Annotated in this window: 24 protein-coding genes; 6 read left to right on the top strand and 18 right to left on the bottom strand. The window is 60.8% G+C overall.

Annotated features, from left to right (window positions below; translation table 11 throughout):
• Positions 1-28: 28 nt before the first annotated feature.
• The 3 genes from BS300_RS07110 to nagB are packed head-to-tail and all read right to left on the bottom strand — an operon-like array spanning position 29 to position 3203.
• Complete coding sequence (locus BS300_RS07110) at positions 29-1243, bottom strand: ROK family protein (RefSeq protein ID WP_033113459.1); 1215 nt, start codon at positions 1241-1243, stop codon at positions 29-31.
• Positions 1244-1247: 4 nt separating this feature from the next.
• On the bottom strand, positions 1248-2393 hold the full coding sequence (gene nagA / locus BS300_RS07105) for an N-acetylglucosamine-6-phosphate deacetylase (RefSeq protein WP_071911760.1): 1146 nt from the start codon (positions 2391-2393) through the stop codon (positions 1248-1250).
• A gap of 9 nt (positions 2394-2402) precedes the next feature.
• Positions 2403-3203 (bottom strand): glucosamine-6-phosphate deaminase, encoded by an 801-nt coding sequence (gene nagB, locus BS300_RS07100; protein WP_071911758.1) that lies wholly within the window; start codon positions 3201-3203, stop codon positions 2403-2405.
• A gap of 272 nt (positions 3204-3475) precedes the next feature.
• On the opposite strand from nagB, the gene nagE reads away from it, so the two are divergent.
• From nagE to glnS, 3 genes are all read left to right on the top strand, one after another.
• Complete coding sequence (gene nagE / locus BS300_RS07095; protein ID WP_043851328.1) at positions 3476-4954, top strand: N-acetylglucosamine-specific PTS transporter subunit IIBC; 1479 nt, start codon at positions 3476-3478, stop codon at positions 4952-4954.
• Positions 4955-5077: 123 nt separating this feature from the next.
• Entirely contained in the window at positions 5078-7741 is a 2664-nt protein-coding gene (locus BS300_RS07090) for a beta-N-acetylhexosaminidase (protein WP_071911756.1), read from the top strand.
• Between the two features lie 343 nt (positions 7742-8084).
• Complete coding sequence (glnS, locus tag BS300_RS07085) at positions 8085-9746, top strand: glutamine--tRNA ligase (RefSeq protein ID WP_042032417.1); 1662 nt, start codon at positions 8085-8087, stop codon at positions 9744-9746.
• Between the two features lie 115 nt (positions 9747-9861).
• Here the strand turns inward: glnS and fur are convergent, their stop codons facing one another.
• A complete protein-coding gene (gene fur, locus BS300_RS07080) occupies positions 9862-10290 on the bottom strand; it encodes a ferric iron uptake transcriptional regulator (RefSeq protein ID WP_033113453.1) in 429 nt (142 codons plus the stop codon).
• A 243-nt stretch (positions 10291-10533) separates the two neighbouring features.
• Here fur and BS300_RS07075 point away from each other — a divergent pair, with 243 nt between their 5' ends.
• A complete protein-coding gene (locus BS300_RS07075; RefSeq protein WP_071911754.1) occupies positions 10534-11007 on the top strand; it encodes a DUF4442 domain-containing protein in 474 nt (157 codons plus the stop codon).
• A 69-nt stretch (positions 11008-11076) separates the two neighbouring features.
• Here the strand turns inward: BS300_RS07075 and fldA are convergent, their stop codons facing one another.
• From fldA to BS300_RS07055, 4 genes are read right to left on the bottom strand one after another with little or no spacing between them, the layout of a single operon-like run.
• Positions 11077-11601 (bottom strand): flavodoxin FldA, encoded by a 525-nt coding sequence (fldA, locus tag BS300_RS07070; RefSeq protein ID WP_033113451.1) that lies wholly within the window; start codon positions 11599-11601, stop codon positions 11077-11079.
• 39 nt (positions 11602-11640) lie between these two features.
• Positions 11641-11937 (bottom strand): LexA regulated protein, encoded by a 297-nt coding sequence (gene ybfE, locus BS300_RS07065; RefSeq protein WP_005334297.1) that lies wholly within the window; start codon positions 11935-11937, stop codon positions 11641-11643.
• 19 nt (positions 11938-11956) lie between these two features.
• A complete protein-coding gene (locus BS300_RS07060) occupies positions 11957-12178 on the bottom strand; it encodes a DUF2788 domain-containing protein (RefSeq protein ID WP_005334296.1) in 222 nt (73 codons plus the stop codon).
• Positions 12179-12233: 55 nt separating this feature from the next.
• Positions 12234-12998: an alpha/beta fold hydrolase gene (locus tag BS300_RS07055; protein ID WP_071911752.1), complete on the bottom strand. Its 765-nt coding sequence runs from the start codon at positions 12996-12998 to the stop codon at positions 12234-12236.
• Between the two features lie 292 nt (positions 12999-13290).
• On the opposite strand from BS300_RS07055, the gene seqA reads away from it, so the two are divergent.
• The gene (seqA, locus tag BS300_RS07050) at positions 13291-13806 is read left to right on the top strand and encodes a replication initiation negative regulator SeqA (protein WP_071911750.1); all 516 of its coding nucleotides are present in this window, start codon (positions 13291-13293) and stop codon (positions 13804-13806) included.
• Positions 13807-13864: 58 nt separating this feature from the next.
• On the top strand, positions 13865-15514 hold the full coding sequence (pgm, locus tag BS300_RS07045) for a phosphoglucomutase (alpha-D-glucose-1,6-bisphosphate-dependent) (protein WP_071911748.1): 1650 nt from the start codon (positions 13865-13867) through the stop codon (positions 15512-15514).
• 90 nt (positions 15515-15604) lie between these two features.
• Here the strand turns inward: pgm and mltB are convergent, their stop codons facing one another.
• From mltB to BS300_RS06995, 10 genes are all read right to left on the bottom strand, one after another.
• Positions 15605-16687, bottom strand: a complete 1083-nt coding sequence (gene mltB / locus BS300_RS07040; protein ID WP_042032420.1) for a lytic murein transglycosylase B — start codon at positions 16685-16687, stop codon at positions 15605-15607.
• A gap of 132 nt (positions 16688-16819) precedes the next feature.
• Complete coding sequence (locus BS300_RS07035) at positions 16820-17434, bottom strand: CDP-alcohol phosphatidyltransferase family protein (protein ID WP_071911963.1); 615 nt, start codon at positions 17432-17434, stop codon at positions 16820-16822.
• Positions 17435-17448: 14 nt separating this feature from the next.
• Positions 17449-18087 carry an ATP-binding cassette domain-containing protein gene (locus BS300_RS07030; protein ID WP_071911965.1) on the bottom strand — a complete coding sequence of 213 codons (639 nt, stop codon included), beginning with the start codon at positions 18085-18087 and terminating at the stop codon, positions 17449-17451.
• Positions 18088-18110: 23 nt separating this feature from the next.
• Entirely contained in the window at positions 18111-19787 is a 1677-nt protein-coding gene (locus tag BS300_RS07025) for an ABC transporter permease (RefSeq protein WP_071911745.1), read from the bottom strand.
• The gene (locus BS300_RS07020; protein WP_071911743.1) at positions 19787-20971 is read right to left on the bottom strand and encodes an ABC transporter substrate-binding protein; all 1185 of its coding nucleotides are present in this window, start codon (positions 20969-20971) and stop codon (positions 19787-19789) included. Before BS300_RS07020 ends, BS300_RS07025 begins: the two co-directional genes overlap by 1 nt.
• Before the next feature lie 5 nt (positions 20972-20976).
• Positions 20977-23145 carry a bifunctional TVP38/TMEM64 family protein/FAD-dependent oxidoreductase gene (locus BS300_RS07015; protein ID WP_071911741.1) on the bottom strand — a complete coding sequence of 723 codons (2169 nt, stop codon included), beginning with the start codon at positions 23143-23145 and terminating at the stop codon, positions 20977-20979.
• A complete protein-coding gene (locus BS300_RS07010; protein ID WP_071911739.1) occupies positions 23145-23723 on the bottom strand; it encodes a carboxymuconolactone decarboxylase family protein in 579 nt (192 codons plus the stop codon). The genes BS300_RS07015 and BS300_RS07010 overlap by 1 nt, the downstream gene beginning before the upstream one ends.
• A gap of 11 nt (positions 23724-23734) precedes the next feature.
• Positions 23735-24409, bottom strand: a complete 675-nt coding sequence (locus BS300_RS07005) for a DUF1499 domain-containing protein (RefSeq protein WP_071911737.1) — start codon at positions 24407-24409, stop codon at positions 23735-23737.
• 189 nt (positions 24410-24598) lie between these two features.
• Positions 24599-24877, bottom strand: coding sequence for a peptidylprolyl isomerase (locus tag BS300_RS07000; protein WP_042032429.1), 279 nt, complete (start codon positions 24875-24877; stop codon positions 24599-24601).
• Positions 24878-24921: 44 nt separating this feature from the next.
• Entirely contained in the window at positions 24922-25305 is a 384-nt protein-coding gene (locus BS300_RS06995) for a hypothetical protein (protein ID WP_041208422.1), read from the bottom strand.
• Between the last annotated feature and the right edge of the window lie 231 nt (positions 25306-25536).

Raw genomic sequence — 25536 nt, 5'->3', positions numbered from 1 at the left:
TGCCGTTTTTTATTGCAAAAGATAAACCTTACTTCTGCTCCATGATGATCTGCAGCAGGTCTCCCTCCAGCAGGGCACGTTTGACCAGCGCAAAGCCACCATAGGTCGGCTGGTTCTGGAAGCGCGCCTTCACGATGGGCAGGCCACGGTGGAAGCTTGGCAGGGACTGGTGCTCTACGCAGCGGCGGATAGCCGGGAAGAGGATCTCTTCGGCTGCGGTGATTTCGCCGGCGATCAGCACCTTTTGCGGGTTGAAGAGGTTGACCGTGATGGCTACCGCCCGTCCCAGATGCTCGCCGACGTTCTCGATGACGCTGCGAGCCAGTTCGTCGCCCGCCAGCGCCGCCTTGCACACCTCCTGAATGGTGATGTGCTTCTCCTGCAGCGAGCTCTGGTGGCCGCGGCTGATAAGCTCCTTCACCTTGTCGATGATCGCTTCGTTGGAGGCGATGGTCTCAAGGCAACCAAAGTTGCCGCAGTGGCAGCGCTTGCCGAGCGGCTCGACCTGGATATGGCCGATCTCGCCGACGTTGCGGTTCTGGCCGAGGAACACCTGACCCTTGGTGATGATCCCGGAGCCTGTGCCCTGGTGGACGCTCACCAGAATTGAGTCCATGCAGTCGCGGGACTCGCCGAAGAAGTGTTCGGCCAGCGCCAGCGAGCGGGTGTCGTTGCCCACGTAGCAGGGGAGGTTAAAGTGGTTCTCAAGCAGCTTCGCCAGTCCCAGATTGCGGATCTGGTACTTGGGGGTATAGATGACCATGCCGGATTCCGGATTGACCAGACCCGGCATGGTGAGGGCGATGCTGATGAGATTGCGGCTGCGCTCGGCGTTGGCGTCGATGAAGGCGCCAATTTCCCGCAGCAGCATGTCGACCACGGGCTGCTGGTCGATCTCGGTCACCTGAATGACGTGCTGGTCGAGCTCCTTGCCGTCGAGATCATAGAGACTCAGCTGCAGGTAGCCACGGCCCAGCTTGGCGGAGACAAACTGAAAGCGATGCTTGATGGTGGTCAGCGAGATGGCTCGCCGCCCGCCGGTGGAGGCTTGCGGAGAGGTCTCCTTGATCAGGCCATGCTCGATCAGTTGCCGGGTTATTTTGGTCACGCTGGCCGGGGCCAGCTGACTCAACTCGGCAATTTTGACCCGCGAGATGGGGCCTTGCAGGTCGATGAGCCGATATACGGCTGCACTGTTGACCTGCTTGATAAGATCTACGTTTGCTATTTGTCCGCCAGTCATGATGTCACTGTTGTGTGTAGTGTCCGTTAACCACGGTCCCACGGACCGTGAAGTCCTGATCGAAGACAGTGAGGTTGGCTACTTTACCGACCTGGATACTACCGAGACGTGAGTCCAATCCAATGGCGCGCGCGGGATAGAGGCTGGCCATTCTCAGTGCTTCATCGAGCGGTAATCCGACCTGCTTGACCAGATTCTCCACCCCTTCAATCATGGTGAGGGAGGAACCGCCGAGTGTACCATTCTCGTCAATGCACTGACCATCGCGCAAAAAGACGGTGGTGCCACAAAAATCAAATTTCTCAAACCCTTCCGGCGCACCTGCCGCAGCAGTGGCATCGGTAACCAGCACCAGTCGCTCACCAAGGATCTTGTGTGCCAGACGCACGTTGGCCCAGTGCACATGGTGGCCATCGACGATGACGCCAGCGTAGACATCCTTGCGGTCATAAATGGCCCCCACAACACCCGGCTCGCGACCGTTGAGGGTCGGGGTCATGGCGTTGTAGAGGTGAGTGGCAAAGCGAATGCCGTTGTCAAAGCCAGTCATCGCCTGGTCATAACTGGCGGCGGTATGGCCGGCAGAGACCAGGATCCCCGCATCCACCAGACGGCGAACGTGGGCCGGATCGTTGCGCTCCGGTGCCAGGGTGATCTTGGCGATGGCGTCCGCGTTGGCGCAGAAGAAGTCGATCATCTCGTCCGCTGGCTGGCGGATTTGCGCGGCAGGGTGGATCCCCTTGCGCTTGAGGTTGGTGTAGGGACCTTCCAGATGGACACCCAGCACCTCGTTGGGGTGGGCGGCCATGTAGTCACGGGTGACGGCGACGGCCTGCTTCATGTCCGCATCCGGACTGGTGATCAGGGTCGGCAGGAAGCTGGTGGTGCCGGATTTCAGGTTGGCCGCCTGCATGGTGGCTAGGGTTTCGGTGGTGATGTCGGTATTGAACATCACGCCACCACAGCCGTTGAGTTGCACGTCGATGAAACCGGCGGTCAGATTGGCGCCTTTGAGGTCAATCTGTTCGATACCCGCAGGCAGCTCGGCCTCGCGGGAGATGGCGACAATCTTGTCGCCCTCAATAAGCACCCCGTAACCGGTCAGCACACAGCTGCCGGTATAGAGAGTGCAGTTGGTCAATGCGTACATGGGCGCTCCTTACAGACGGCCGATGTTGGCGGCTTCCAGCTGCTGGAAGTAGCGAACGGTCTTGACCTTGAGCTCCATGGTGGAGGGCTCGTCGCACACCATCATTCCTTTCGGATGCAGTTGCAGGGTGGAGATGGTCCACATGTGGTTGACGCTGCCTTCCACGGCGGCCTGCAGAGCCAGTGCCTTGCCGTGGCCGGTCACCAGGATCATGATCTCTTCCGCATCCATCAGGGTACCGACACCCACGGTCAGCGCCAGCTTGGGCACCTGCTCCATGTCGCCACCGAAGAAGCGGGAGTTGGCGATGCGGGTATCCTCGGTCAGGGTCTTGACCCGGGTACGAGAGGAGAGGGAAGAGGCCGGTTCGTTGAACGCGATGTGGCCGTCATTGCCGACGCCGCCCATGAACAGGTTGATCTTGCCGTAGGATTTGATCTTCTCTTCGTAGCGCTTGCACTCGGCCACCAGATCTTCGGCATTGCCGTTGAGGATGTTGATGTTCTCGGGACGGATGTCGATGTGGCTGAAGAAGTTGTTGTGCATGAAGCTGTGGTAGCTCTCCGGGTGATCTTCCGGCAGGCCGACGTACTCGTCCATGTTGAAGGTGACCACGTTCTGGAAGCTCACTTCGCCAGCCTTGTGCAACTCGATCAGACGCTTGTAGGTATTGAGCGGAGTGCCACCGGTGGGCAGGCCCAGTACGAAGGGGCGGTCTGCTGTCGGCTTGAAGGCATTGATACGGTCAACGATGTAACGGGCAGACCACAGGCCTACTTGGCTGGCGGACTTCAACGGGATAAGGCGCATATGGATACCTCTGTGTCGGGTTGCGACCGGCTTGACGGTGGCAATGGGCTAAGACGAATTTAAGTTGTTTTATAGCGTAAATAAAGATTGCGAACTAAGCCACATCTATCCACCACCTTTATCTTGTTTGGGTGATAACGATCACGATTATCGGTTTATTAATTTGCGCAGCGAAATAAAAGCCCTAGACTGCAAATCAAGCCTTGATGGCTTATGCGTCAAACGTGATAAGCACTTAATTTCTAGAAAAACATTAACTAAGGAGAGGAACCGTGAACATTCTCGGTTATTTGCAAAAGATCGGCCGTGCCCTGATGGTGCCGGTAGCGGTATTGCCTGCCGCCGCGATCCTGATGGGGGTTGGCTACTGGATTGACCCGAATGGTTGGGGTGGTGAGAGCGCGTTGGCCGCCTTCCTGATTAAAGCGGGCGCAGCCATTATCGATAACATGTCCGTACTGTTCGCAGTTGGTGTTGCTTACGGTATGTCCAAGGATAAAGACGGTTCTGCTGCTCTGGCAGGTCTGGTCGGCTTCCTGGTCGTTACCACCCTGCTGAGCCCGGGCGCTGTGGCCCAGATCAAGAGCATCCCGGTGGAGCAGGTTCCTGCCGCGTTTGCCAAGATCAGCAACCAGTTCGTGGGTATCCTGTGTGGTGTTATCGCCGCTGAGCTGTACAACCGCTTCAGCAGCGTAGAGCTGCACAAGGCTCTCTCCTTCTTCTCCGGTCGTCGTCTGGTACCGATCGTAACCTCCGTCGTGATGATCGTCGTATCTTTCATCCTGATGGCAGTATGGCCGGCAATCTACGGTGGTCTGGTCTCCTTCGGTGAGTCCATCGTGAGCCTGGGCTCCACCGGCGCCGGTATCTACGCCTTCTTCAACCGTCTGCTGATCCCGATTGGTCTGCACCACGCCCTGAACTCCGTGTTCTGGTTCAACGTGGCCGGTATCAACGACATCCCGAACTTCCTGGGTGGTCAGGCTACCATCGATGCCGCTCTGGCCGCTGGCAAGAGCCTGGATCAGGTGAAAGGCGTGGTCGGTATGTACCAGGCTGGCTTCTTCCCCATCATGATGTTCGGTCTGCCGGGTGCCGCTCTGGCCATCTACCACTCCGCCAAGAAAGAGAACAAAGAGAAAGTTGCGTCCATCATGATCGCTGCTGCCTTTGCCTCCTTCTTCACCGGTGTAACCGAGCCGCTCGAATTCTCCTTCATGTTCGTAGCTCCGGTACTGTATGTCATCCACGCCGTGCTGACCGGTATCTCCGTGTTCATCGCTGCCTCCATGCACTGGATGGCTGGTTTCGGTTTCAGTGCCGGTCTGGTGGATATGGTGCTCTCCAGCCGCAACCCGCTGGCAACCAACTGGTACATGCTGATCCCTCAGGGTCTGGTCTTCTTCGGCCTCTACTACACAGTGTTCCGCGTAGTCATTGCCAAGCTGAACCTGAAAACCCCGGGTCGTGAAGATGATGAAGCTGCTGCTCCGGCTGCTGCCCAGTCCACCAACCGTACCGAGCTGGCCAAGCAGTATCTGGAAGTGTTGGGCGGTCAGGACAACCTGGTTACCATCGATGCCTGCATCACTCGTCTGCGTCTGACCCTGAAAGACCGCAGCATCGTCGATGAGCGCAAGCTGAAAGCCCTGGGTGCGGCCGGTGTGGTCAAGCTCGGCGAGCAGAACCTGCAGGTGATTCTGGGCCCATTGGCCGAAATCATCGCCGGTGAGATGAAAGCCCTGCGTTAATCGAGCGACTCGCTCACCTCAAGTCTAAGTCCATTGTTGACATAACTAAGGGCCCCGCCTCGGGGCCCCATATAAAAAAAAGCCAAGAAAATCCAACCTTTACTTCAAATGAGAGCAGCAGTTATGAACTTGAAACATTCTCTGTTAGCCATTGCCATGTCTACCGTTTTCGTCAGCCAGGTCCAGGCAGCCGATGCTGCCAAGCAAGCCGTGGTCGACTCCCTCGCCAACAATCTGGTGGTCAAGTATGAAGTGGTCACCAACGATGGCGCTGGTGCCGGTCTCGATTGCCAGGCGCTGGGCTCCGAGTGGGCGAGCTGTGGCGTTGCCAAGCTGCACCTGACCAACACCGGTGCTGACGTCACCTCCAAGGACTGGAGCATCTATGTCTCCTCCATCCGCCGCATCCAGCGGGTGGACAACGACCAGTTCACCATCACTCACCTGACCGGCGACCTCTATCGTTTGACGCCAACCGAGAAGTTCCAGGGGTTCGCCAAGGATGCCACCGTCGAAGTACCGTTGGTGGTCGAATATTGGGTTCTTTTCGAATCTGACATCATGCCAAACTGGTATGTCGCCAGCGAAGGTGCCGAGCCGAAAGTGCTGGCCAGCATGAGCAACATCGATGATGCCACCACCTACGAGAAGCCGATGCCGGCTGATGGTTGGAAGCGCATCAAGGATGACAAGAACATCCTGATGAACAGCGAGACCCGTTTCGCTGCCAACCAGACCAGCACTCTGCTGCCGGTTGGCAAGGTCGACAACCAGATCCTGCCGACCCCGATGAAGCAGGTGGTCAAGGCTGGCCCGCAGGTTGACTTCTCCACCATCAAACTCAATGCCCTGGATCTGCCGAGCGATCGTGCCGAAGCCCTGAAAGCACAACTGACCAAGCTGGGTGTTACCCTCTCCGACACCGGCTACCCGGTCACCATCAAGCTGGGCAGCAAGCTCAAGCAGGCCGAAGGTTATGACATGACCATCGGCAAGAAAGGCACTGTTATCCAGGGTCACGACATCGAAGGCGCCTACTGGGGTGCTCAGTCCCTGATCTCCCTCCTGGGGGTCAACGACAAGCTGGTTAGCCAGATGACCGTTGAAGATGCGCCGCGCTTTGAATACCGCGGTATGCAGACCGACGTGGCTCGTCACTTCCGCAGCCTGGACACCATGAAGAAGCTGGTTGACCAGATGTCTGCCATGAAGCTCAACGTGCTGCACCTGGGTCTGACCAACGATGAAGGCTGGCGTCTCGAGATCCCGGGCCTGCCGGAACTGACTCAGGTCGGTAGCCAGCGTTGCCACGATCTCTCCGAAACCAAGTGCCTGCTGCCGCAACTGGGCTCCGGCCCGACCAGCGACAACCAGGGCTCCGGCTTCTACAGCAAGTCCGACTATATCGACCTGGTGCGTTATGCCAGAGCGCGCGGTGTGACCGTTATCCCCGAGATCAACATGCCGGCGCACGCCCGTGCAGCCGTGGTCTCCATGGAAGCGCGTTACAAGCGTCTGATGGCTGAAGGCAAAGAAGCCGAAGCCAACCAGTTCCGCCTGACTGACCCGGCTGATACCTCCAACGTCACCTCGGTTCAGTTCTACGACAAGATGTCCTTCATCAACCCTTGCCAGCCGGGTGCTGCCACCTTCGTGGCCAAGGTGATGGATGAAGTTGCCCAGATGCACCAGGCCGCCGGCCAGCCGCTGACCGCATGGCACTACGGTGGTGACGAAGCGAAGAACATCATGCAGGGCGGTGGTTATCAGGATCCGGCCGTCACCAAGAAAGAAGAGCTGGTGGCATGGAAAGGCAACGTCGACTCCAGCAAGCAGGACAAGCCGTTTGGCAAGTCCCCGATGTGCCAGAAGATGATCGACGATGGCAAGATCAAGGACGTTGCCGAGCTGCCGGTTTACTTCGCCAAGGAAGTGGGCGAGATGGTTAAAGGCCACGGCTTCTCCACCCTGCAGGCGTGGGAAGATGGTCTGAAGTACGCCAACAGCGCCAAGGACTTTGCCACCGACAACACCCGTGTCAACTTCTGGGAAACCCTCTACTGGGGTGGCTTCAACGAAGCGATGAAGTGGGCGCACAAGGGTTACGAAGTGGTCCTCTCCAACCCGGATTACCTCTACTTCGACTTCCCGAACGAGGTGCACCCGGCTGAGCGTGGCTACTACTGGGCAACCCGTTTCAATGACACCCGCAAGGTGTTCGCCTTCGCCCCGGAAAACCTGCCGCAGAACGCCGAGACCTCGGTTGACCGCGATGGCAACGCCTTCGTGGCCAAGGGTGACCAGGATCCGGTCAAGTTCAAGGGTATCTCCGGTCAGCAGTGGAGTGAAACCGTACGTACCGACGCTCAGTACGAGTACATGGTTTACCCGCGTATCTTCTCCATGGCCGAGCGCGCATGGCACAAGGGTGGCTTCGAGCTGAACTATGTGAAAGGTCGCGAGTTCTCCGGCGAGACCAAGCATGTCAACAAGGCCACTCTGAACAAAGAGTGGAACCAGTTCGCCAACGTGCTGGGTCAGCGCGTTCTGCCGAAACTGGATCAGGCCGGTGTTGAATACCGCCTCTCCGTACCGGGTGCCAAAGTGGTGAACGGTGTGCTGGAAGCGAACGTGGATCTGCCGGGTCTGCCCATCCAGTACAGCCTGGACGGCAAGACCTGGAGTGCCTACGACGCCGCGGCCAAGCCGACCGTTGACGGCAAGGTCTACCTGCGTACCACCAGCTTCGATGGCAAGCGCAGCAGCCGCGTCACCGAGCTGAACTGATAGTACACATCTCGTAACGCAAGGTGGGTCGCAAGACCCGCCTTTCCCAAGGGCGATGGTCTATCGGATTTGGGAAAGGTTGACTGTGCGTGTGAGCCTTTGTTGTGTGTGTATTGTCTGTTTTGTTTTTCATCACTTTCAGCCCCGCCTTGTGCGGGGCTTTTTTATACATCCGGCATTACGAGGCTGCTTTGACCCGCTTTTTAGCACGCCAATAGCCCGGAACTGCCAAATTCAGGTTGAGGCAGGGCGCGTAATGAGGGATCATATCCGGCTTGACGGCGGGGGGATGAGGGTGCCAGCCGGCACAACTTCCGCCAGTGACGCTTTTTTGAGGTGAGCCATGAGTCAGGCGAACAGCCCAACTAACTTTATTCGTCAGATCATTGATGAAGATCTGGCCAGCGGTAAGCACAGCAGCGTGCATACCCGTTTTCCGCCCGAGCCGAACGGTTATCTCCATATCGGCCACGCCAAATCCATCTGCCTGAACTTCGGCATCGCCCGCGACTATCAGGGCCAGTGCAACCTGCGCTTTGACGATACCAACCCGGCGAAGGAAGATATCGAGTACGTTGAGTCCATCAAGCAGGACGTGCAGTGGCTCGGCTTCCAGTGGAACGGCGAGATCTGCTACTCCTCCGACTATTTCGACAAGCTGCACGGCTACGCCGTTGAACTGATCGAAAAGGGTCTGGCCTATGTGGACGAGCTCTCCCCCGAGCAGATGCGCGAGTACCGCGGCACCCTGACCGAGCCGGGCAAGAACAGCCCGTTCCGCGACCGCAGCGTGGCAGAGAACCTGGCCCTGTTCGAGAAGATGAAGAACGGCGAGTTTGCCGAGGGCTCCGTCTGCCTGCGCGCCAAGATCGACATGGCTTCTCCCTTCATGGTGATGCGCGATCCGGTTATCTATCGCATCAAGTTTGCCCACCACCACCAGACCGGTGACAAGTGGTGCATCTACCCGATGTATGACTTCACTCACTGCATCTCGGACGCCCTGGAAGGGATCACCCACTCCATCTGTACTCTGGAGTTCCAGGACAACCGTCGTCTGTACGACTGGGTGCTGGACAACATCACTATCGACTGTCACCCGCGTCAGTACGAGTTCTCTCGTCTGAACCTCGAATACACCGTCATGTCCAAGCGCAAGCTGAACCTGCTGGTGACCGAGAAGCACGTCGATGGTTGGGACGACCCGCGCATGCTGACCGTCTCCGGTCTGCGTCGCCGTGGTTACACCCCGGCCTCCATCCGCGAGTTCTGCAAGCGCATCGGCGTGACCAAGCAGGACAACATCGTCGAGATGAGCATGCTGGAAGCCTGCATCCGTGAAGACCTCAACGAGAATGCGCCGCGCGCCATGGCCGTGCTGCACCCGGTGAAGGTGGTGATCGAGAACCTGGCTGCCGATGAAGTGCTGACCGCCCCGGCTCACCCGAGCAACGCCGAGATGGGTACCCGCGAGCTGAACTTTACCCGCGAAATCTTCATCGACGAAGCCGACTTCAAAGAAGAAGCCAACAAGCAGTTCAAGCGTCTGGTGCTGGGCAAGGAAGTGCGTCTGCGCAATGCCTATGTCATCAAGGCCGAGCGCATCGAGAAGGATGCCGACGGCAAGGTTACCTGCATCTACTGCAGCTACGATCCAGAGACCCTGGGCAAGGATCCGGCCGATGGCCGCAAGGTGAAAGGGGTGATCCACTGGGTCAGCGCCACTCACTCCCTGCCGGCAGAAGTACGTCTCTATGACCGTCTGTTCAAGGTGCCGAACCCGGGCGCCGAAGAGGACTTCGAAGCTGCCCTGAACCCGGAATCCCTGGTGATCATCGAGGGTGCCCGTGTCGAGGCTTCGCTCAAGAACGCCAAGCCGGAGCAGGCTTACCAGTTCGAGCGCGAAGGCTACTTCTGCGCCGACAACAAGCTCTCCAGCCCGGAGCATCTGGTGTTCAACCGCACTGTTGCCCTGCGCGACTCCTGGGGCAAGGTAGAAGGCTGATACAGTGGGGCAGGGGAGACTCTGCCCTCCATTGTGCTTCTATCCTGTTTCGGACAATAAAAAAGCCAGCTGATGCTGGCTTTTTTATTGTCCGTGATCTGATGTTGCAGCCGACTCAGTCGTCGTGCTTGCACTCACCGCTGGCACAGTGACCGTAGAGGTAGAGACTGTGGTTGGTGAGACGGATATTGTGCTTCTTGGCGATCTCGCTCTGGCGCTGCTCGATCACCTCGTCGGAGAACTCGATCACCTTGCCGCAGTCCAGGCAAACCAGATGGTCGTGGTGCTCCTGGGTCGCCAGTTCGAATACCGACTTGCCCCCTTCGAAGTGATGGCGGGTCACGATACCGGCATCGTCAAACTGGTTGAGAACGCGGTAGACGGTGGCGAGGCCAATCTCTTCACCCAGATCGATCAGGCGTTTATAGAGATCTTCGGCACTGGTGTGTTGGCAGTCCGGCTGTTGCAGGATTTCCAGGATCTTGACCCGGGGCAAGGTGATCTTGAGCCCGGCCTTTTTTAACGCTTGGTTGTTGTCTGCCATATTCTACTTATTCGCATTCTCGAAGGTGGGGTTTATTCTGATGGACTGCCGCGGGAATGGCAACCTTCAACTCGCTTGGCCTGTCATTATAGGTCGTTGCATCCCTAAAAATAAACCCGCAAATTCAAAGGGTTTAGCCACTCATCCGGGTCTGGATTGAAATAATCAATCACCTTGATCGACTTGCCGGGATGGCAGATGTTGATAAGATGTAACTTTCACATGTCTGGTCGGATGAGATCCATGGATTGGCTTTTTGACAACGCGGCCTGGGTGCGCCGCGCCCTCAATGCCTGGCCCCCTTTCTGGGGCGCCGGCATCAAGATAGAGACCCTGAGCGATGATTTTCGCTTCTGCCGGGTCACCCTCAAATCCCGCTGGTGGAACAAGAATGCCAACCGCACCCAGTTTGGCGGCAGCATGTTTGCCATGACCGATCCCATCTATCCGCTGATGCTGATGGGCTATTTCAAGAACCGTTATTACGTCTGGGACAAGGCGGGCAGCATCAACTACATCAAGCCTGGCAAGGGCAAGCTGGTGGCGGAATTCAACCTGAGCGACGGCAAGCTGGCCGAAATCGTGGCGGCGACCGAAGGGGGGATCAAGTACTTTCCCGAATTCGAGGTGACGGTGCAGGACGGTCATGGGGAGCTGGTAGCGCAGGTGAAACGCACTCTCTATGTGCGGGCCAAGCCCGAGCACAGGGGAGAGTGAACGGCAGCAAATTGCAGATAGAACAAGGGCCCCGACGGGGCCCTTGTTGCTTCAAGCAGGGGGAGGCGATTACTCCAGCTCGCCCAGGCACATCTCTTCGTGCAGCTGCTTGCACCAGCCTTTGACGCGCTCGGCGGTCAGCTCCGGCTGACGATCTTCGTCGATGCCCAGACCGACGAAGTGTTTGTCATCTACCAGCGCCTTGGAGGCTTCGAATTCGTAACCGGCAGTCGGCCAGTGACCGATGATGATGGCGCCTTTGGCTTCAACGATGTCGCGCAGGGTACCCATGGCGTCGAGGAAGTACTCGGCGTAGTCTTCCTGGTCGCCACAACCGAAGATGGCAACCAGCTTGTTGGTGAAGTCGATTTCGCCCAGATCGGGGAAGAAGTCGTCCCAGTCGGCCTGTGCTTCGCCGTAGTACCAGGTCGGGATGCCGAACATCAGCAGATCGAAGTTCTCGATGTCGGCCTTGCTGCTCTTGGCGATGTCACGGACTTCAATCAGATTCTTGCCCAGCTCTTTCTGGATCATCTTGGCGACAGCTTCGGTGTTACCGGTATCGCTGCCAAAAAACAGACCTACACTTGCCATAGTGTTTAGTTACCCGTATTTGGTGTTAATGCTTGACGCTCAGACTGCAATATCCACCGCAAAGGCGGACTCAATCTGTTGCTTCAGGATAGATTGGATCAGCTCGGCTCGGCTGATGTTCTGTTGCAACGCAAGTTGGTTCAGGCGCTCCAGCAACTCGGCCTCCACCTTTAACTCTACCCGCTTCAGCCCATTCTCCCGATCGCGCTTAAGCTGGTTACGCTTGTTGATCTTGAGTTGGGTCTCGCGGGGGAGTGGGTTGGTCTTTGGCCTGCCGGGGCGCTTCTCGTTTGCGAACAGATCCAGTGTTGTTCGATCAGTTTGCTGTTTGGCCATACATCACAGATGAAAATTGTTAGCCTAGTCCTGAGCCTTCCCAGCCCAGTTCGATCAGCCCCTTGGCGACAAAACCTGCACAACCCAGAAACAGTACCAACCAGACGATGAAACGACCGAAACGGGGCACGTTGCCGCGTTTGAGAACGTCCTGAATGGCCAAGCCAATCAATATGAAAATGGCCACAAAGAATAACTTGAGGCCCAAACTTTCGATCAGGTCGATATGTTCACTTAGCATGGATTGCGCACACTCCTTATGACGGGCGCACTATATCACAAAGGATTTGGAACTGTTAACCGCCTGTGGACAGGAAATCCACAACCAGTTTGTTGAACAACATCGGTTTTTCCGCATGCAGCCAGTGGCCGGTTCCGGCGATGACGCGCACCTTTGCTGCCGGGAATTGGGCCAGTGCCGCCTCGCTGTATTGCGGCTGCATGTAATCGGAATCCCCCCCCTTGATAAAGAGCACTGGCCCCTCGAAGCGGCGCTCATCCTCGGGCCAGCCCATGATGTTGGCGTAGTTCTCCTCAAGAGCAGGCACATTGAAGCGCCACTGCCAGCCATCGTCACCTTTGGCGAAGGATTTGAGCAGAAACTGGCGCACCCCGGCGATCTCGATATGTTCGGCCAGAATGCGCTCTGCATCGCTGCGGTTCTGGGGCTGTGCCGCCAGAGTGGCGTTGAGGCCGGCGAACACATTCTGGTGGCGGGAGTGGGGATAGGCGACCGGCGCCATGTCGGCCACCACCAGCCGGCTCACCCGCGCGGGCGCCAGCTTGGCAAGCTGCATCCCGACCTTGCCTCCCATGGAGTGGCCGACTAGCGCCGCCTGATCCAGCCCAAGGTGATCCATCAGCGCGAGTATGTCGGCGGCCTGCGCCGGATAGCTCATGTCGTCGCTGCGAAACGAGGTGCCGTGGTTGCGCAGATCGACGCTGATGACCCGATAGTGCTCGCCGAGGGCGCGGGCCAGCAGGCCCAGGTTATCGAGGCTGCCGAACAGCCCGTGGATCAGAATGACGGCCGGACCCTGACCCTGCTCTTTGAAGTTCACTACGCTCTTTTGTTGCAAAATGACACCTTGTTCGGTCATGAGTGCGTTGCCGATATGATTTAACGCACTGGAAAGAAAAGGATTTCGTGTGATGAAGGGGAAATTTGTGTGGTTTTTTTTCTAAAAAATCCCGTTCAGATCGGCTATCAGTGCGGCCGATCACACACTTGGGCCGCTATTATGCCGTATTCTCGATGAGATTCATGTACATCTGCCAGCCCCTCCCTTGGGCTGTCGGGTTTGCCTATGTATAATCGCCGCATCCGAATTTCGACGAGTCCAGCGCATCCCTATGAAAACCATCGAGCTTGATGACGATCTCTACTTCTATATCGCCAGCCAGACCCGGCACATCGGTGAGAGTGCCTCCGACATCCTGCGCCGTCTGCTGGAACAGCCTGCTCAGGGGGCCGCGTCAGCCGCCGTTGCCGAGCCAGCCTTGGCGGCACCACACCGTGCCGTTGCCGCTCCGCAGGGGCTGCAAGCCCTGCTCGACTCAGGCGAGCTGCAACAGGAAGAGAAGTCCATCAACCGTTTCATGCAGGTGCTGAGTACCCTCTACCGGGACGATCCGGTCGGGTTTACCCAGGCCACCGAAATCAAGGGGCGCAAGCGCGTCTATTTCTCGCGGGATCCCGAGGCTCTGCGCGCCAGTGGCAGCACCACCAAGCCCAAGCCGGTACCGGAAACCCCGTTCTGGGTGATCACCAACACCAATACCAGTCGCAAGCAGAACATGGTGGCCCAGCTGATGAGCAGCATGGGCTACGGCGACGAGGTGATCGCGCAGGTGTGCGGCGCAATCTAACGGTTTTTCAAGACTCAGGCCTTGCCCGACAAGGCCGCCATTACGCAAGGAAAACGCCATGGCTCAGCATTCCCACGCCGGTCAGCCGGCCCGTTTAAGCGACCTGACCAATATTCCCCGTCTGGTCAGCGCCTACTACCTCAACAAGCCGGACATGAGCCGCCCCGAGCAGCGAGTTGCCTTCGGTACCTCCGGCCACCGTGGCAGCGCCCTGCACAGCGCCTTTACCGAATCCCATATTCTGGCTGTGACTCAGGCACTGGTGGAGTATCGCCAGCAGGCCGGCATCACTGGCCCGCTGTTTGTCGGCATGGATACTCACGCCCTGTCCGAATCCGCCTTTGCCAGCGCCGTCGAAGTGCTGGCCGCCAATGGCGTTGAAACCCGCATTCAGGCTGGCCTCGGCTTTACCCCGACCCCGGTCATCTCTCACGCCATCCTGCGCCACAATGCAGGCAAACCGGCTGCCCGTGCTGACGGCGTGGTGATCACTCCGTCCCACAACCCGCCGGAAGATGGTGGCTTCAAGTACAACCCGCCTCACGGTGGCCCCGCCGAAGGGGAGATCACCAAGTGGGTCGAGGATCGTGCCAACGCGATCCTGGAAGCGGGTCTGGCCGGCGTGAAGCGCATGACGTTCGCCGAGGCGCTCAAGAGCCCGTTCGTGGCCCTGCACGACTATGTCACCCCTTATGTGGATGATCTGAAGAACGTGTTGGACATGGACGCCATCAAGAACGCAGGCATCAAGATCGGTGTCGATCCGCTGGGCGGCTCCGGCGTCGCCTACTGGGACGTCATCGCCAAGACCTACGGCCTGAACATCGAGGTGGTGAACTACAAGGTCGACCCGACCTTCTCCTTCATGACCCTGGATAAAGACGGCAAGATCCGGATGGACTGCTCCAGCCCGTTCGCCATGGCGAGCCTGATCGCTCTCAAGGACAAGTTCGACATCGCCCTTGGCAACGACCCTGACTACGACCGTCACGGCATCGTCACCAAGTCCGGCCTGATGAACCCGAACCACTATCTGGCGGTGGCAATCCAGTATCTGTTTACCCATCGCACCGGCTGGTCTGCCGATGCAGCCGTCGGCAAGACGCTGGTCTCTTCCTCCATGATCGACCGGGTTGCCGGCGAGATTGGCCGCACCCTGAAAGAGGTTCCGGTCGGCTTCAAGTGGTTCGTGGATGGCCTCTACAGCGGCGAGTTCGGCTTTGGTGGCGAGGAGAGCGCAGGCGCCTCTTTCCTGCGCAAAGATGGCACCGTCTGGACCACTGACAAGGATGGCTTCATTCTGGCGCTGCTGGCGGCAGAAATTCTGGCGGTCACCGGCAAGGATCCGCAGGCCCACTACGACGCACTGGAAGCCAAATTTGGCCGCTCCAGCTACCGCCGCATCGACGCCCCGGCCAACAGCGCCCAGAAGGCGGTGCTCTCCAAGCTGGATCCGGCGCTGGTGGAAGCCTCCACTCTGGCCGGTGAGCCCATCATCGCCAAGCTGACCAAGGCGCCGGGCAACGATGCAGCCATCGGCGGCCTCAAGGTGGTGACCGAGAACGGCTGGTTCGCGGCGCGCCCCTCCGGCACCGAGTCCATCTACAAGATCTACATGGAGAGTTTCAAGGGCGACGCGCACCTCGACCTCATCCAGCAGGAGGCCCAGCAGATCGTCTCCGCGGCACTGGCCAAGGCCGGGGTCTGATTTCGGGTCAATCTGCCGTGAATAAATAAAGTAATTGGTATAAAAAAGGAGCCGTTAAGGCTCCTTTTTTTATCTGCTGATCGCGGTTTGTCAGCGCGCCGCCTTCACCGCCAGCCCCAGCTGCCACACCGCCATGGCGTAGTGGGTGCTGTGGTTGTAACGGGTGATGGCGTAGAAGTTGGGCAGACCGTACCAGTATTGGTAGCCGGTGCCGACATCGAGGCGCAGCAGGCTCGCCTCGCTGTGGTTGCCAAGGCTGCTGGTTGGCGTCAGCCCGGCGCGACGCAGGGAGGCGACCGGGTAGCGGGTCTGGAAGCCGTGCTCATAGCCGGGCAGCTGTCCCTGACCACGCACCGCCACCGGTTGCCCCTTCTCCCAGCCGTGGGCCTTGAAGTAGTTGGCGACGCTGCCGATGGCATCCACCGGATCCCACAGGTTGGTGTGGCCGTTGCCGTCAAAATCCACCGCATAGCGCTGGAAGCTGGAGGGCATGAACTGGCCGTAGCCCATGGCGCCGGCGTAGGAGCCTTTGGGTTCGGTGGGATCCATCCCCTCATCGCGGGTCATCACCAGGAAGGCTTCCAGTTCGCTGGTGAAGAACTCGGCGCGGCGCGGGTAATCAAACGCCAGGGTGGCCAGCGCATCCAGAATGCGGGTCTTGCCCATCACCCGGCCCCAGCGGGTCTCGACCCCGATAATGCCGACGATGATCTCGGGCGGCACTCCGTAGATCTGCTCCGCACGATTGAGTTCGCTCGCGTATTCGCGCCAGAAGTTGACGCCGTTCTGTACGTTGTCCGGGGTGATGAACTTGGCGCGGTAGCGGTTCCAGGCGCCGGTCGGGCCGGTGGGCTTGGCGGTGGTCGGCGCTTGGGCATCCATCAGACGGATGATCCAGTCGTAGCGCTCTGCCTGCGCCAGTACCTGATGCAGCTGGGCGCTGTCAAAGCCGTGCTTCTCGACCATCTTCTGGACGAACCTGTCCACATTGGTGCGATTGGCGAAGTCCCCTTTGCTCACCCCCTGGCTGTAAACGGGGCTGCGCGACGGTGTCTGGTTGATGAAGGCGCTCTTGGGTTGGGGGACGACCACGGGCTTGGCAGCCGGCGTGCTGCTGCAGCCACCGAGCAGAGGAAACAACGACAGAGTGAGAAGAGAGGCAAGGCGACGCATAGGGTTCTCAAGGAGACTGATAAAAGTGCCGCCATGGTAAAACATTGTCATCCGGGCGCAAGTGTTCCGTGCGCTGCACCCATCGTCAATTCATCGCGTGATGGATTAGCCCTCCGGTGAGGGCGGCACTGGTTAGCACCGGGGGGGGCGTAGCGTGTGGTAACCGCTCCAGAGCCGGGTCAGGGTGGTGATGGCGCAGAGCAGGGCAAATCCGTAGGCGAGCGGGGCGAAGGCGGCGGGCCACAGGCACATCAGCACGAACAGGGCGATGGTCTCGCTCCCCTCGGTGAGGCCGCCCAGATAGTAGAGAGACTTGTGGTGGTAGACCGGATTGTCGATGCCCCGCTTGCCCGCCATGATGGCAAACGCCAGAAAGCTCGAGCCGGTGCCCATGAAGGCAAACAGCAGGGTGGCGGCGGGCAGCGCATTGGCGGGGGCGGCAAGGGCAAAGCCCAGCACCACGGCGGCGTAAAAGATGAAATCCAGCGTGATATCGAGAAAGCCGCCGCAGTCGGTGATGCCAGTTTCCCGTGCCACGGCGCCATCGAGCCCGTCCAGCAGCCGGTTGAACAGGATGGCCGCGAGCGCCCACTGATAGCAGCCCAAGGCCAGCAGCGGCAACGCCAGCATGCCGATGGCAAAGCCGGTGAGGCTTATCTGGTTGGCGCTGACCCCGGCGCGGCAGAGCGGTTTGGCGAGCCGGGTGAGGGGGCTGCGGATAACGGGGATCAGGTGGCGATCAAACAAGGTGAACTCCTCGGTCAAAAACGGGATTCGGTGAGCTGAAGTATGGTGCCCGGCGCGTCCTCTTCGTCGTGGGTCACCAGCAGGGCAGGGATGGCCAGCGCCTTGATCTGGGCGAACACCAGTTCGCGAAAGGCGGCCCGCAGCGGCTTGTCGAGGCGGGAGAAGGGTTCGTCCAACAACAATGCCTCGGGTTCGGCCAGCAGGGCTCGCAGCAGGCTGACGCGGGCCTTCTGGCCGCCTGAGAGCGCCCCCGGCAGCTTGTCTGCCTGACTTGTCAGATCCACCTGCGCCAGCGTAGCCACCGCCTTTTCTCGCCTCGCCCTGTGCCCCTTCACTCTGGCCGGCATGCCGAACATCAGGTTCTCCGCCACCGTCAGGTGATCAAACAGCAGATCATCCTGAAACAACATGCCGATGCGTCGCGTCTGGGGCGGCAAATGGGTGAGCCGGCGTGCGCCGAGGGTCACATCCCCCTCCAGCCGGAGCGGGCCGCTTGCGGGCAGTACCCCCGCCAGCGCCGCAAGCAGCGAGCTCTTGCCACAGCCGCTGGGGCCCATCAGGGTCAACACCTCGCCCGGCGCCACCTGCAGGGCGGGCAGCGAAAACAGCAGGCTCTCCTCCAGATAGAGGCGAAGAGGTGTGGTGCTCAGCATGGGGCTGTTGTCATGGTTGTTGTTCATCGTGAGCCGCCCCCCTTGAGCGCCGGATTGAGTTGCGCCGGCAACCAGAGCGCCAGCAGATAGATAACGAGCGGCAGCAGCAGTTGCAGCAGGCCGTAGAGGCCCGCCAGCCGCCGGTTGAGGCCGCTGCCGATGGCCACCGCCTCGGTTGTGATGGTGGCGACCCGGCCCGCGCCAAACAGCAGGGTCGGCAGGTATTGGGCCAGGCTCACCGCAGCCCCCACCGCAAAGGCAAACAGTAGCGGACGGGCCAGCAGCGGTGCTTTGATTTGCCACCAGGCTCTCCACGGGGTTGCCCCCAGCAGCAGGGCGTTCTGGGTGATCCGCGGGTCAAACAGGCGATAGGGGCCGTGCAGGCAGAGATAGACATAGGGAGAGACAAATAGCAGCTGGCTCCAGAGCACCCAGCTCCAGCCGATGCCATCGCCCCCCCATCCGAGACTGAACCAGTCCACCCCGAGCCGGATGCCGAACAGCAGGCTGGCCTGCGGCAGCAGCAGTGGCAGGCAGATGAGCCAGAGCGGCCAGGGGCGGCGGCGCGCCTGTGCCTCCAGACTCAGCACCGCCATCGCCAGCGCAATAGCCCCGCTCGCCAGCGCCAGCAGGATGCTGGAGGTCAGCAGCGGCAGCAGGGTTGGCAGCAGTTCCAGCCAGTAGTGACCGCTCCACTGGCTGGGCCAGAGGGCGGGAAAGGGCCAGCGGCGCGCCAGCGACCAGATCAGCAGCGCCCCCAAAACCGCCAGATTGATGGCGCACAGGGTCACCACGCTAAGCGTGGCAAGGGTGCGGCCAAGAGCGCTTGGGTTTGCTCGCCTGCCATCGAGCCTGCCGGGTTTGCCAAGGGTTCGATGGACCAGCTCCAGCAGCCACAGCAAGGCCAGCAGCAGCGCCGTGATGGCGAGCAGCAGCAGGGCGCCGCTGGCAGTGGCACCGCGCCAGACCAGATCCGGGGCCTGATACCAGAGCCACAGGCGAACGGCCAGCGGGGCGGGGGCATCGGGTCCGAGCAGCTGGGCCAGATCCACTACCGCCACCCCGTAGGCGGCCACCGCGTAGAGGGGCAGGCGCAAGGCAGGCCACAGTACCGGCAGTAGCAGGCGCCACCAGATCTGGGGGGCACTGAAACCCAGACTCACCCCCAGCCATTGCTGGCGTGCCACCCTGGCGGGGTCTTGCGCACCGAGTGCCATCAGCAGCAGGAAGGGGGTCTCCTTGAGGGTCAAGGCGAGAATGAGCCCAAGCCCGGCGGGATCGCGCAGGGTCTGCCAGTCGGGGGGCAGTTCAAATCCGGTGAGGGTCGGCGAGAGCAGGCGCAGCAACCAGCCGGAGGGGGCGAGCAGAAAGGCAAAGCCGATGGCAAATGCGACATGGGGCAGCGCCAGCAAGGGCGAGAGCAACCGACGCAGCCAGCCGAAGGCCCGGCTGTCGCTGTGGGCCAGCAGCAGGGCGGTCAGCAGCAGGCTGGTCAGGGTCGAGGCGGCGCCAATCCACAGACTCAGCAGCGCCGAGTGCCACAGGCCCGGTTGGGCCAGCAGCAATTGCAGATGGGGTCGGGTCAGCCCCTCAGCCAGCAGCAGCCACCCCCCCGCCAGCAATGGAAGACCAAAAACCAGAGCACACCCTGCGGTGAACAGGGGGCGCCAACCGAGGGGAGCGTAGCCAAACCGGCTCATCAGTGGCCGTAGCGCTCGGCCCAGGCGGCTTCGAGCCTGAGCTGCCAGCTGGGGTGGGGCTCTGCCACGGCCTTGAAGCGCAGAGCCGGTTGTCCCTTGGCGGGGGCCGGCAGGGCATCGCTGCGCAGCACGCTGGGATCACCCCAGTACGCCGGGTCGGCTTTGCGCGCCTGAGCGGCAGGGCTTAGCAGGAAGTTTGCGACTACCTTGGCCCCCGCGCGGGCGTTGGCGTTGAAGGGGATGGCAAGAAAGTGGCTGTTGGTGAGCGACCCCTTTGCCATGGCGACCGCCTCGACGCTGGGGGGCAGGGCACCAATCTGGGCGGCGCTCTGCGCCTCCTGCGGGTTGAAGCTGATGGCCATCGCCAGCTCGCCATCATCGAGCAGCTGGCGGGTTTCGGCGGCGCTGGCCGGAAACAGCTTGCCCTTGCGCCAGAGTGCCGGGTGCAGCTCATCGAGCCAGGCCCAGAGTGGGGCTGTGACCCTGATGAATTCCGCATCGGTCGCCTCCCGATAGAGAGGGGCGGGGTCTGGCGTCAGCTCCAGCAAGATCTGCTTGAGAAAGCTGGAGCCGTGAAACTGGGGCGGCTTGGGATAGGTGAAGCGGCCGGGGTGGGCCTTGGCCCACGCCAGCAGGGCAGCAGCCGAGGTGGGGGGGCTGGTGACCTCTTCGGTGTCGACCATCAGATTGAGCTGGCCGATGCCCCAGGGGGCTTCCAACCCCTCTACCGGAATGGTGAAGTCCTCACTCACCGGCAGGCTGATGTCTACCAGCGCCATGTTGGGCAGCTCTTGAGTAAAGGGGGCACCGAGCAGCCCCTGCTCCTTGAGCGCCTTGAAGTTCTCGCCGTTGACCCAGAGCAGGTCGATGGGGCCGCCAGTTTGCTTGCCCGCCTGCTTGTTGGCCAGCAGCTGGCTGACGCTCTGGGCGATGTCATCCACCTTCACCTGCACCAGCTTGACCTGATAGTCGCGCGCCAGCTCCTGCCCGGCCCACACCAGATAGGCGTTGATCTCCGGGCTGCCGCCCCAGGCATTGAAGTAGACGGTTTGCCCTTTGGCCTCATCAAGGGTCTGTTGCCACTGCGGGTTGCCGGCGGCGTTGGCCTGGGTGAAGAGAAGGCTGCCTGCCAGCAGGGGCAGGGCGCACAACAGCTGTTTGAACGAGGGCAATGAGTGTCGCATCCGGGTTACCTGGAGTTGGGTCTGGCGCCGCGGCGCCAGCGGTGATAACGGGTCAGCAGCGCCAGCAGGGTGGCGGGCTGACGGGCCCGTCGCCACTCGCCCGCCAGATACTTGTTCCCCTCCATCAGGGTGGGGTAGGCGTGAATGGTGGCGAGGATCTTGCCAAGGCCCAGACGGTGGCGCATGGCGAGTACGAACTCGGCGATCCGCTCGCCGGCGTGAGTGCCCACTATGGTGGCACCCAGGATCTGATCCTTGCCGGGTATGGTGAGCACCTCGATAAAGCCCTGACGCTCGCCATCGGCAATGGCTCTGTCCAGCTCGGCAAGCTCGAAGCGGGTCAGCTCGAAGGGGATACCCTGCGCCCTGGCCTCTTTCTGGTTGAGGCCGACCCGGGCGATTTCTGGCGTGGTGTAGATGGCGGCCGGCATGACCCGATAGTCGGCTCGAAAGCGCTTGAACGGGCTGAACAGGGCATTGACCGCGGCGTACCAGCCCTGATGGGCTGCGGCATGGGTAAGCTGGTAAGGGCCCGCTACGTCCCCCACCGCCAGAATGCTGGGGTAGTTGGTGGCGAGGAAGCCATCGACCGCCACCGTGCCGCGCGGTGTCAGCTCCACTCCCAGCTCTTCGAGCCCGAAGCCGCTGACGTTGGCGACCCTACCCAGTGCCAGCAGCAGCTGATCCCCTACAATGGTTTGCATCTCGTCGCCCCGACGCAGTTGCAGCCGGATGGGGAGATCTCCCTCAGCCGCAGGCAGATAGTCGGCTCGCTCGGCGCGCCAGCCGGTGAGCACCCGCACGCCGTCGCGGGCCAGCTGTTCCGCCAGCAGCTCGGCCACCTCCTGCTCTTCGCGGGGCAGCAGCTGATCCGAGATCTCTACCAGGGTTACGGGCACCCCTAGCAGGGCAAAACTCTGGGCCAGCTCGCAGCCGATGGGGCCGCCGCCCAGCACCAACAACTGGCGCGGCGCAGTGCGCAGCTGCCAGAGGGTGTCGGAGGTGAGCCAAGGCACCTGCTCAAGGCCCGGCAGCCTGGGCACCAGCGGCCGGGCGCCGGTGGCGATAACGATATGACGGCTGGCAAGGCGTTGGCCGTTCACCTCCACCTCCCAGGGGGAGACCAGCCGCGCCTCCCCTTCGATGCACTCCACTCCCAGCCCCTGATAGCGCTCGATGGAGTCGTGGGGCTCGACCTCCTTGATAACGCGGGCGACCCGTTCCATCATGGCGGCGAAATCGGCGCAGGTCTGGCTTGGGCAAAAGCCCAGTTCACTGGCCCGGCGCTGTTCGGCGGCAAAGCGGGCGCTTCGGATCAGCGCCTTGGAGGGGACGCAGCCGCTGTTGAGGCAATCGCCCCCCATCTTGTGCTTCTCGATGAGCGCCACCTTGGCCTTCACCGCCGCGGCGATATAGCTGGTCACGAGGCCGCCGGCTCCGGCGCCAATCACCAGCAGGTTGTAGTCATAGCGGGTCGGTTTGCGGTAGGGGGCGTGCAGTCGATACAGGGCGAGGCGCCGCTGCAGATCTTTAAGCAGCATCGGCATCAGCCCGAGCAGGGTCAGTGCCACCATCAGGCCGGGGGAGAGGATATTGCCGGTGCTGGTGAGGTTGGCAAGCTCGCTGCCTGCCAGCACGTAGACGAAAGTGCCGGGCAGCATGCCAAGCTGGCTCACCCAGTAGTAGGTGCTGACTCTGATAGGGGTGAGCCCCATCAGCAGGTTGACCAGAAAGAAGGGGAAGATGGGGATGAGGCGCAGGCTCAGCAGGTAAAGCGCCCCCTCCTTCTTCATCCCGGCCTGCAAGCTGGCCAGCTTGTCGCCAAAGCGCCGCTCGACCCAGTCGCGCAGCAGAAAGCGGGCGCTGAGAAAGGCCAGGGTCGCGCCAATGCTGCTGGCAAAGGAGACCAGCAGCAGCCCCCAGATGACGCCGAACACGGCGCTGCCGGCCAGGGTGAGCAGGCTGGCGCCGGGCAGGGAGAGGGCGGTGCTCACCACATAGACGGCGACGAACAGCAGGGCGGCGCTGATGAAATGGCGGTCGACCAGGGCGGCCAGCTCGGCCTGACGGGCCTGCAGCTGGGGCAGACTCAGGTAGTGACCAAGGTCGAAGGCGAAAAAGGCGCCGATGAGGCAACCCATCATCAGCACCAGCAGCAGGCGGGCTCCTCTCATCAGGCGTCCTTGCTATCCGGTTGCGGACGTTCTGGCTGCACCGGCAGTTGGCAGAAGCCCTGCGGGGCGATATCGAGGGCGGCGTTGAACTTGGCCGACATGTTCTGGAAGGCGATGAGGCCGGTCAGTTCCACCATGGCGTCGTCGTCGAACCAGGGCTTGAGACGGGCGGCCTGCTCATCGCTGACCCCATCGAGACCCGTCATCGCCTCGGTGTAGTCGAGCACGGCCCGCTCCCGCTCGTCGAACAGCGGGCTTTCGCGCCAGTTGGCGAGCGCCTCCACCTTCTCGCTGGAGCCCGCCCGCTTGATGAGGGTCATGGCGTTGATGTCGACGCAAAAGCGGCACCAGTTGAGCTGGGAGACTCGCACCGTCACCAGGGAGCGCAGCACGGGGTCGATGGGGGAGCGCTTGCGGTTGATGACGCCATAGAGGGTGGCGACGGCGGCAAACAGGCGCGGCGATCGGCCCCAGCACTTGCCCGGAATGAGCACCTGACCGTAGTTGCGCTGTTGCAGCCAGAAAAAGGGGCGGATGAACCAGGCATATTCCCGGTCGGGTTTCACCTCGACGCGCATTGCTGACCTTCTTATTGCTTCAAATTGGGTTTGTAGGCCTGACCCAGCCGCTCGTTGAGGCGGATCAGAAAATCCTCGATCCGTGCCCGGTTGGTGCCCAGGTCGCTCTGCCCCTGACGGGAGGCTGAGCGCATATCGATGCGGGTTTCGCTGGGGCCGACAAAGACTCGCAGCGCCACATCATCCTGAAAACCGAACCAGCCGGTGGTGGCCACCGCATCGAGGCCATCCGGGCTTGGCCGCACCTGCCAGCCGAGCTGCTCCATCAGGGCGTGGGCTTCGGTGATCACCTCGGCCGGGGATGCTTTGGTATAGAGAGGACCGGGTTTACCCTCAAATGCTTTCAACGGAGCCGGATTAATCGGCAGATCCTGCGCCGTTCTGAGCTCGCTGGCCCAGCGCAGCAGGGGCGGGTTGTAAGGATCCGTACTGACATCGTTGACCAGCGGTACGCGCAGCGCCTGTACCACAAAGGCCAGAGGCAACAGCAGCGGCACGGCGCCCCAGCCATTGGCGTGTCGGCTGCGGCACCAGGGCAGGCGCACCAGCAACACCAGAGAGATGATGGCGCCAAGCAGGCAGAGGGTGAACCCGAGCCACCAGGGCCAGAGATGAAAGCGGCTGCCAAGAGCCCCTGCCAAAGGGAGCAACCAGGCCAGCAGTGGCCACCTGTATAAGCTGGGCATAGCGCGGGATCCATCCTCGAAGTGCGGAACGTGCCGAGAAGAATAAACTTAATAGCCTGATAACGTTAGTAAATTCGTATGGGCTCGGGGGGCTTTTGGCCCATGAGTCAAGGGAGACGGTAAAACAGCGCGAGGCCCGTTGCAAACGGGCCTCGCTGGAAGGGGATTGGGTCGCGCTGACGGGATGGATCAGTTGCGATAGAGCACCTTGATAAGGTGGAAGCCGAACTTGGTGCGCACCGGCCCCAGTACCTTGAGCAGCTCGCCCTTGAATACCGCATCGTCAAAGGGCTTGACCATATCCCCTTTGTTGAACTCCCCCAGATCGCCGCAGCGTTTGGCAGAGGCACAGGTGGAGAAGCGCTTGGCCATCTGGCCGAAGTCGGCGCCCTTTTCGATCTTCTCCTTGATCTCCAGACACTGTTTTTCGGTCTTGACCAGAATGTGCTGGGCACAGGCTTTTTTCATCGGGCGCTCCTCGGGTATTGGGGTTGGCAAACGGGGGCGCAAGGTTACCTCAATTGGCCGCGTCCGTCAGCCGCCAGTGCAGCTTTGGGCCGTGCCTGCCAGATTATCTCCAGCCCGAGCAGGGCGTAGAGGCTCCAGATGGCCAGCGGATTGAGCCACTCGCCGCCCAGTTGCAGGGTCATCAGGGCGCCGGCTGCCAGCAGCAGGGTGATGCCCGGCAGGCGCCAGTAAGCGGGCAGCGGTGCCAGCAGTGCCATGGCCAGCAGGATCCCGAGGCCAAACGGCAGGTTGAGGGCGGTAAAGGCCAGCGCCTGCTGGCCACTCATGCCGGTCAGCAGGGCCAGCAGGGCGCTGCAACAGGCGAGAAAGGTAATGAACTCGAGACGATCGGCAATATAGTCAGCCATCTGTTCGCTACGTGCATGCATGATGTGTCTCCTTTACATTGCTGACTTCAAGTGTGGGGCAGGGGGGGCGACAAGGGGAGCGGGATAATTCGATTGCCCTGAACGAGCATTTCTTAACCGAAATGGGTTGTGTGCTCAGGGGCACGCCCATTCGACAAGATTCTGCCGCGAAAGCGCGCCGTGGAACCCGGCTGCCGACAAACCCTGTCGCATGTTGTTTTACGTTCGATTGCTGGCGGGAATCCGGACGTA

Origin of the sequence: Aeromonas sp. SCS5, assembly GCF_001887375.1 — a bacterium.
In the GTDB taxonomy this organism is placed as follows: Bacteria; Pseudomonadota; Gammaproteobacteria; order Enterobacterales; family Aeromonadaceae; genus Aeromonas; species Aeromonas jandaei.
This window is presented reverse-complemented; position numbering and strand designations above follow the sequence as displayed.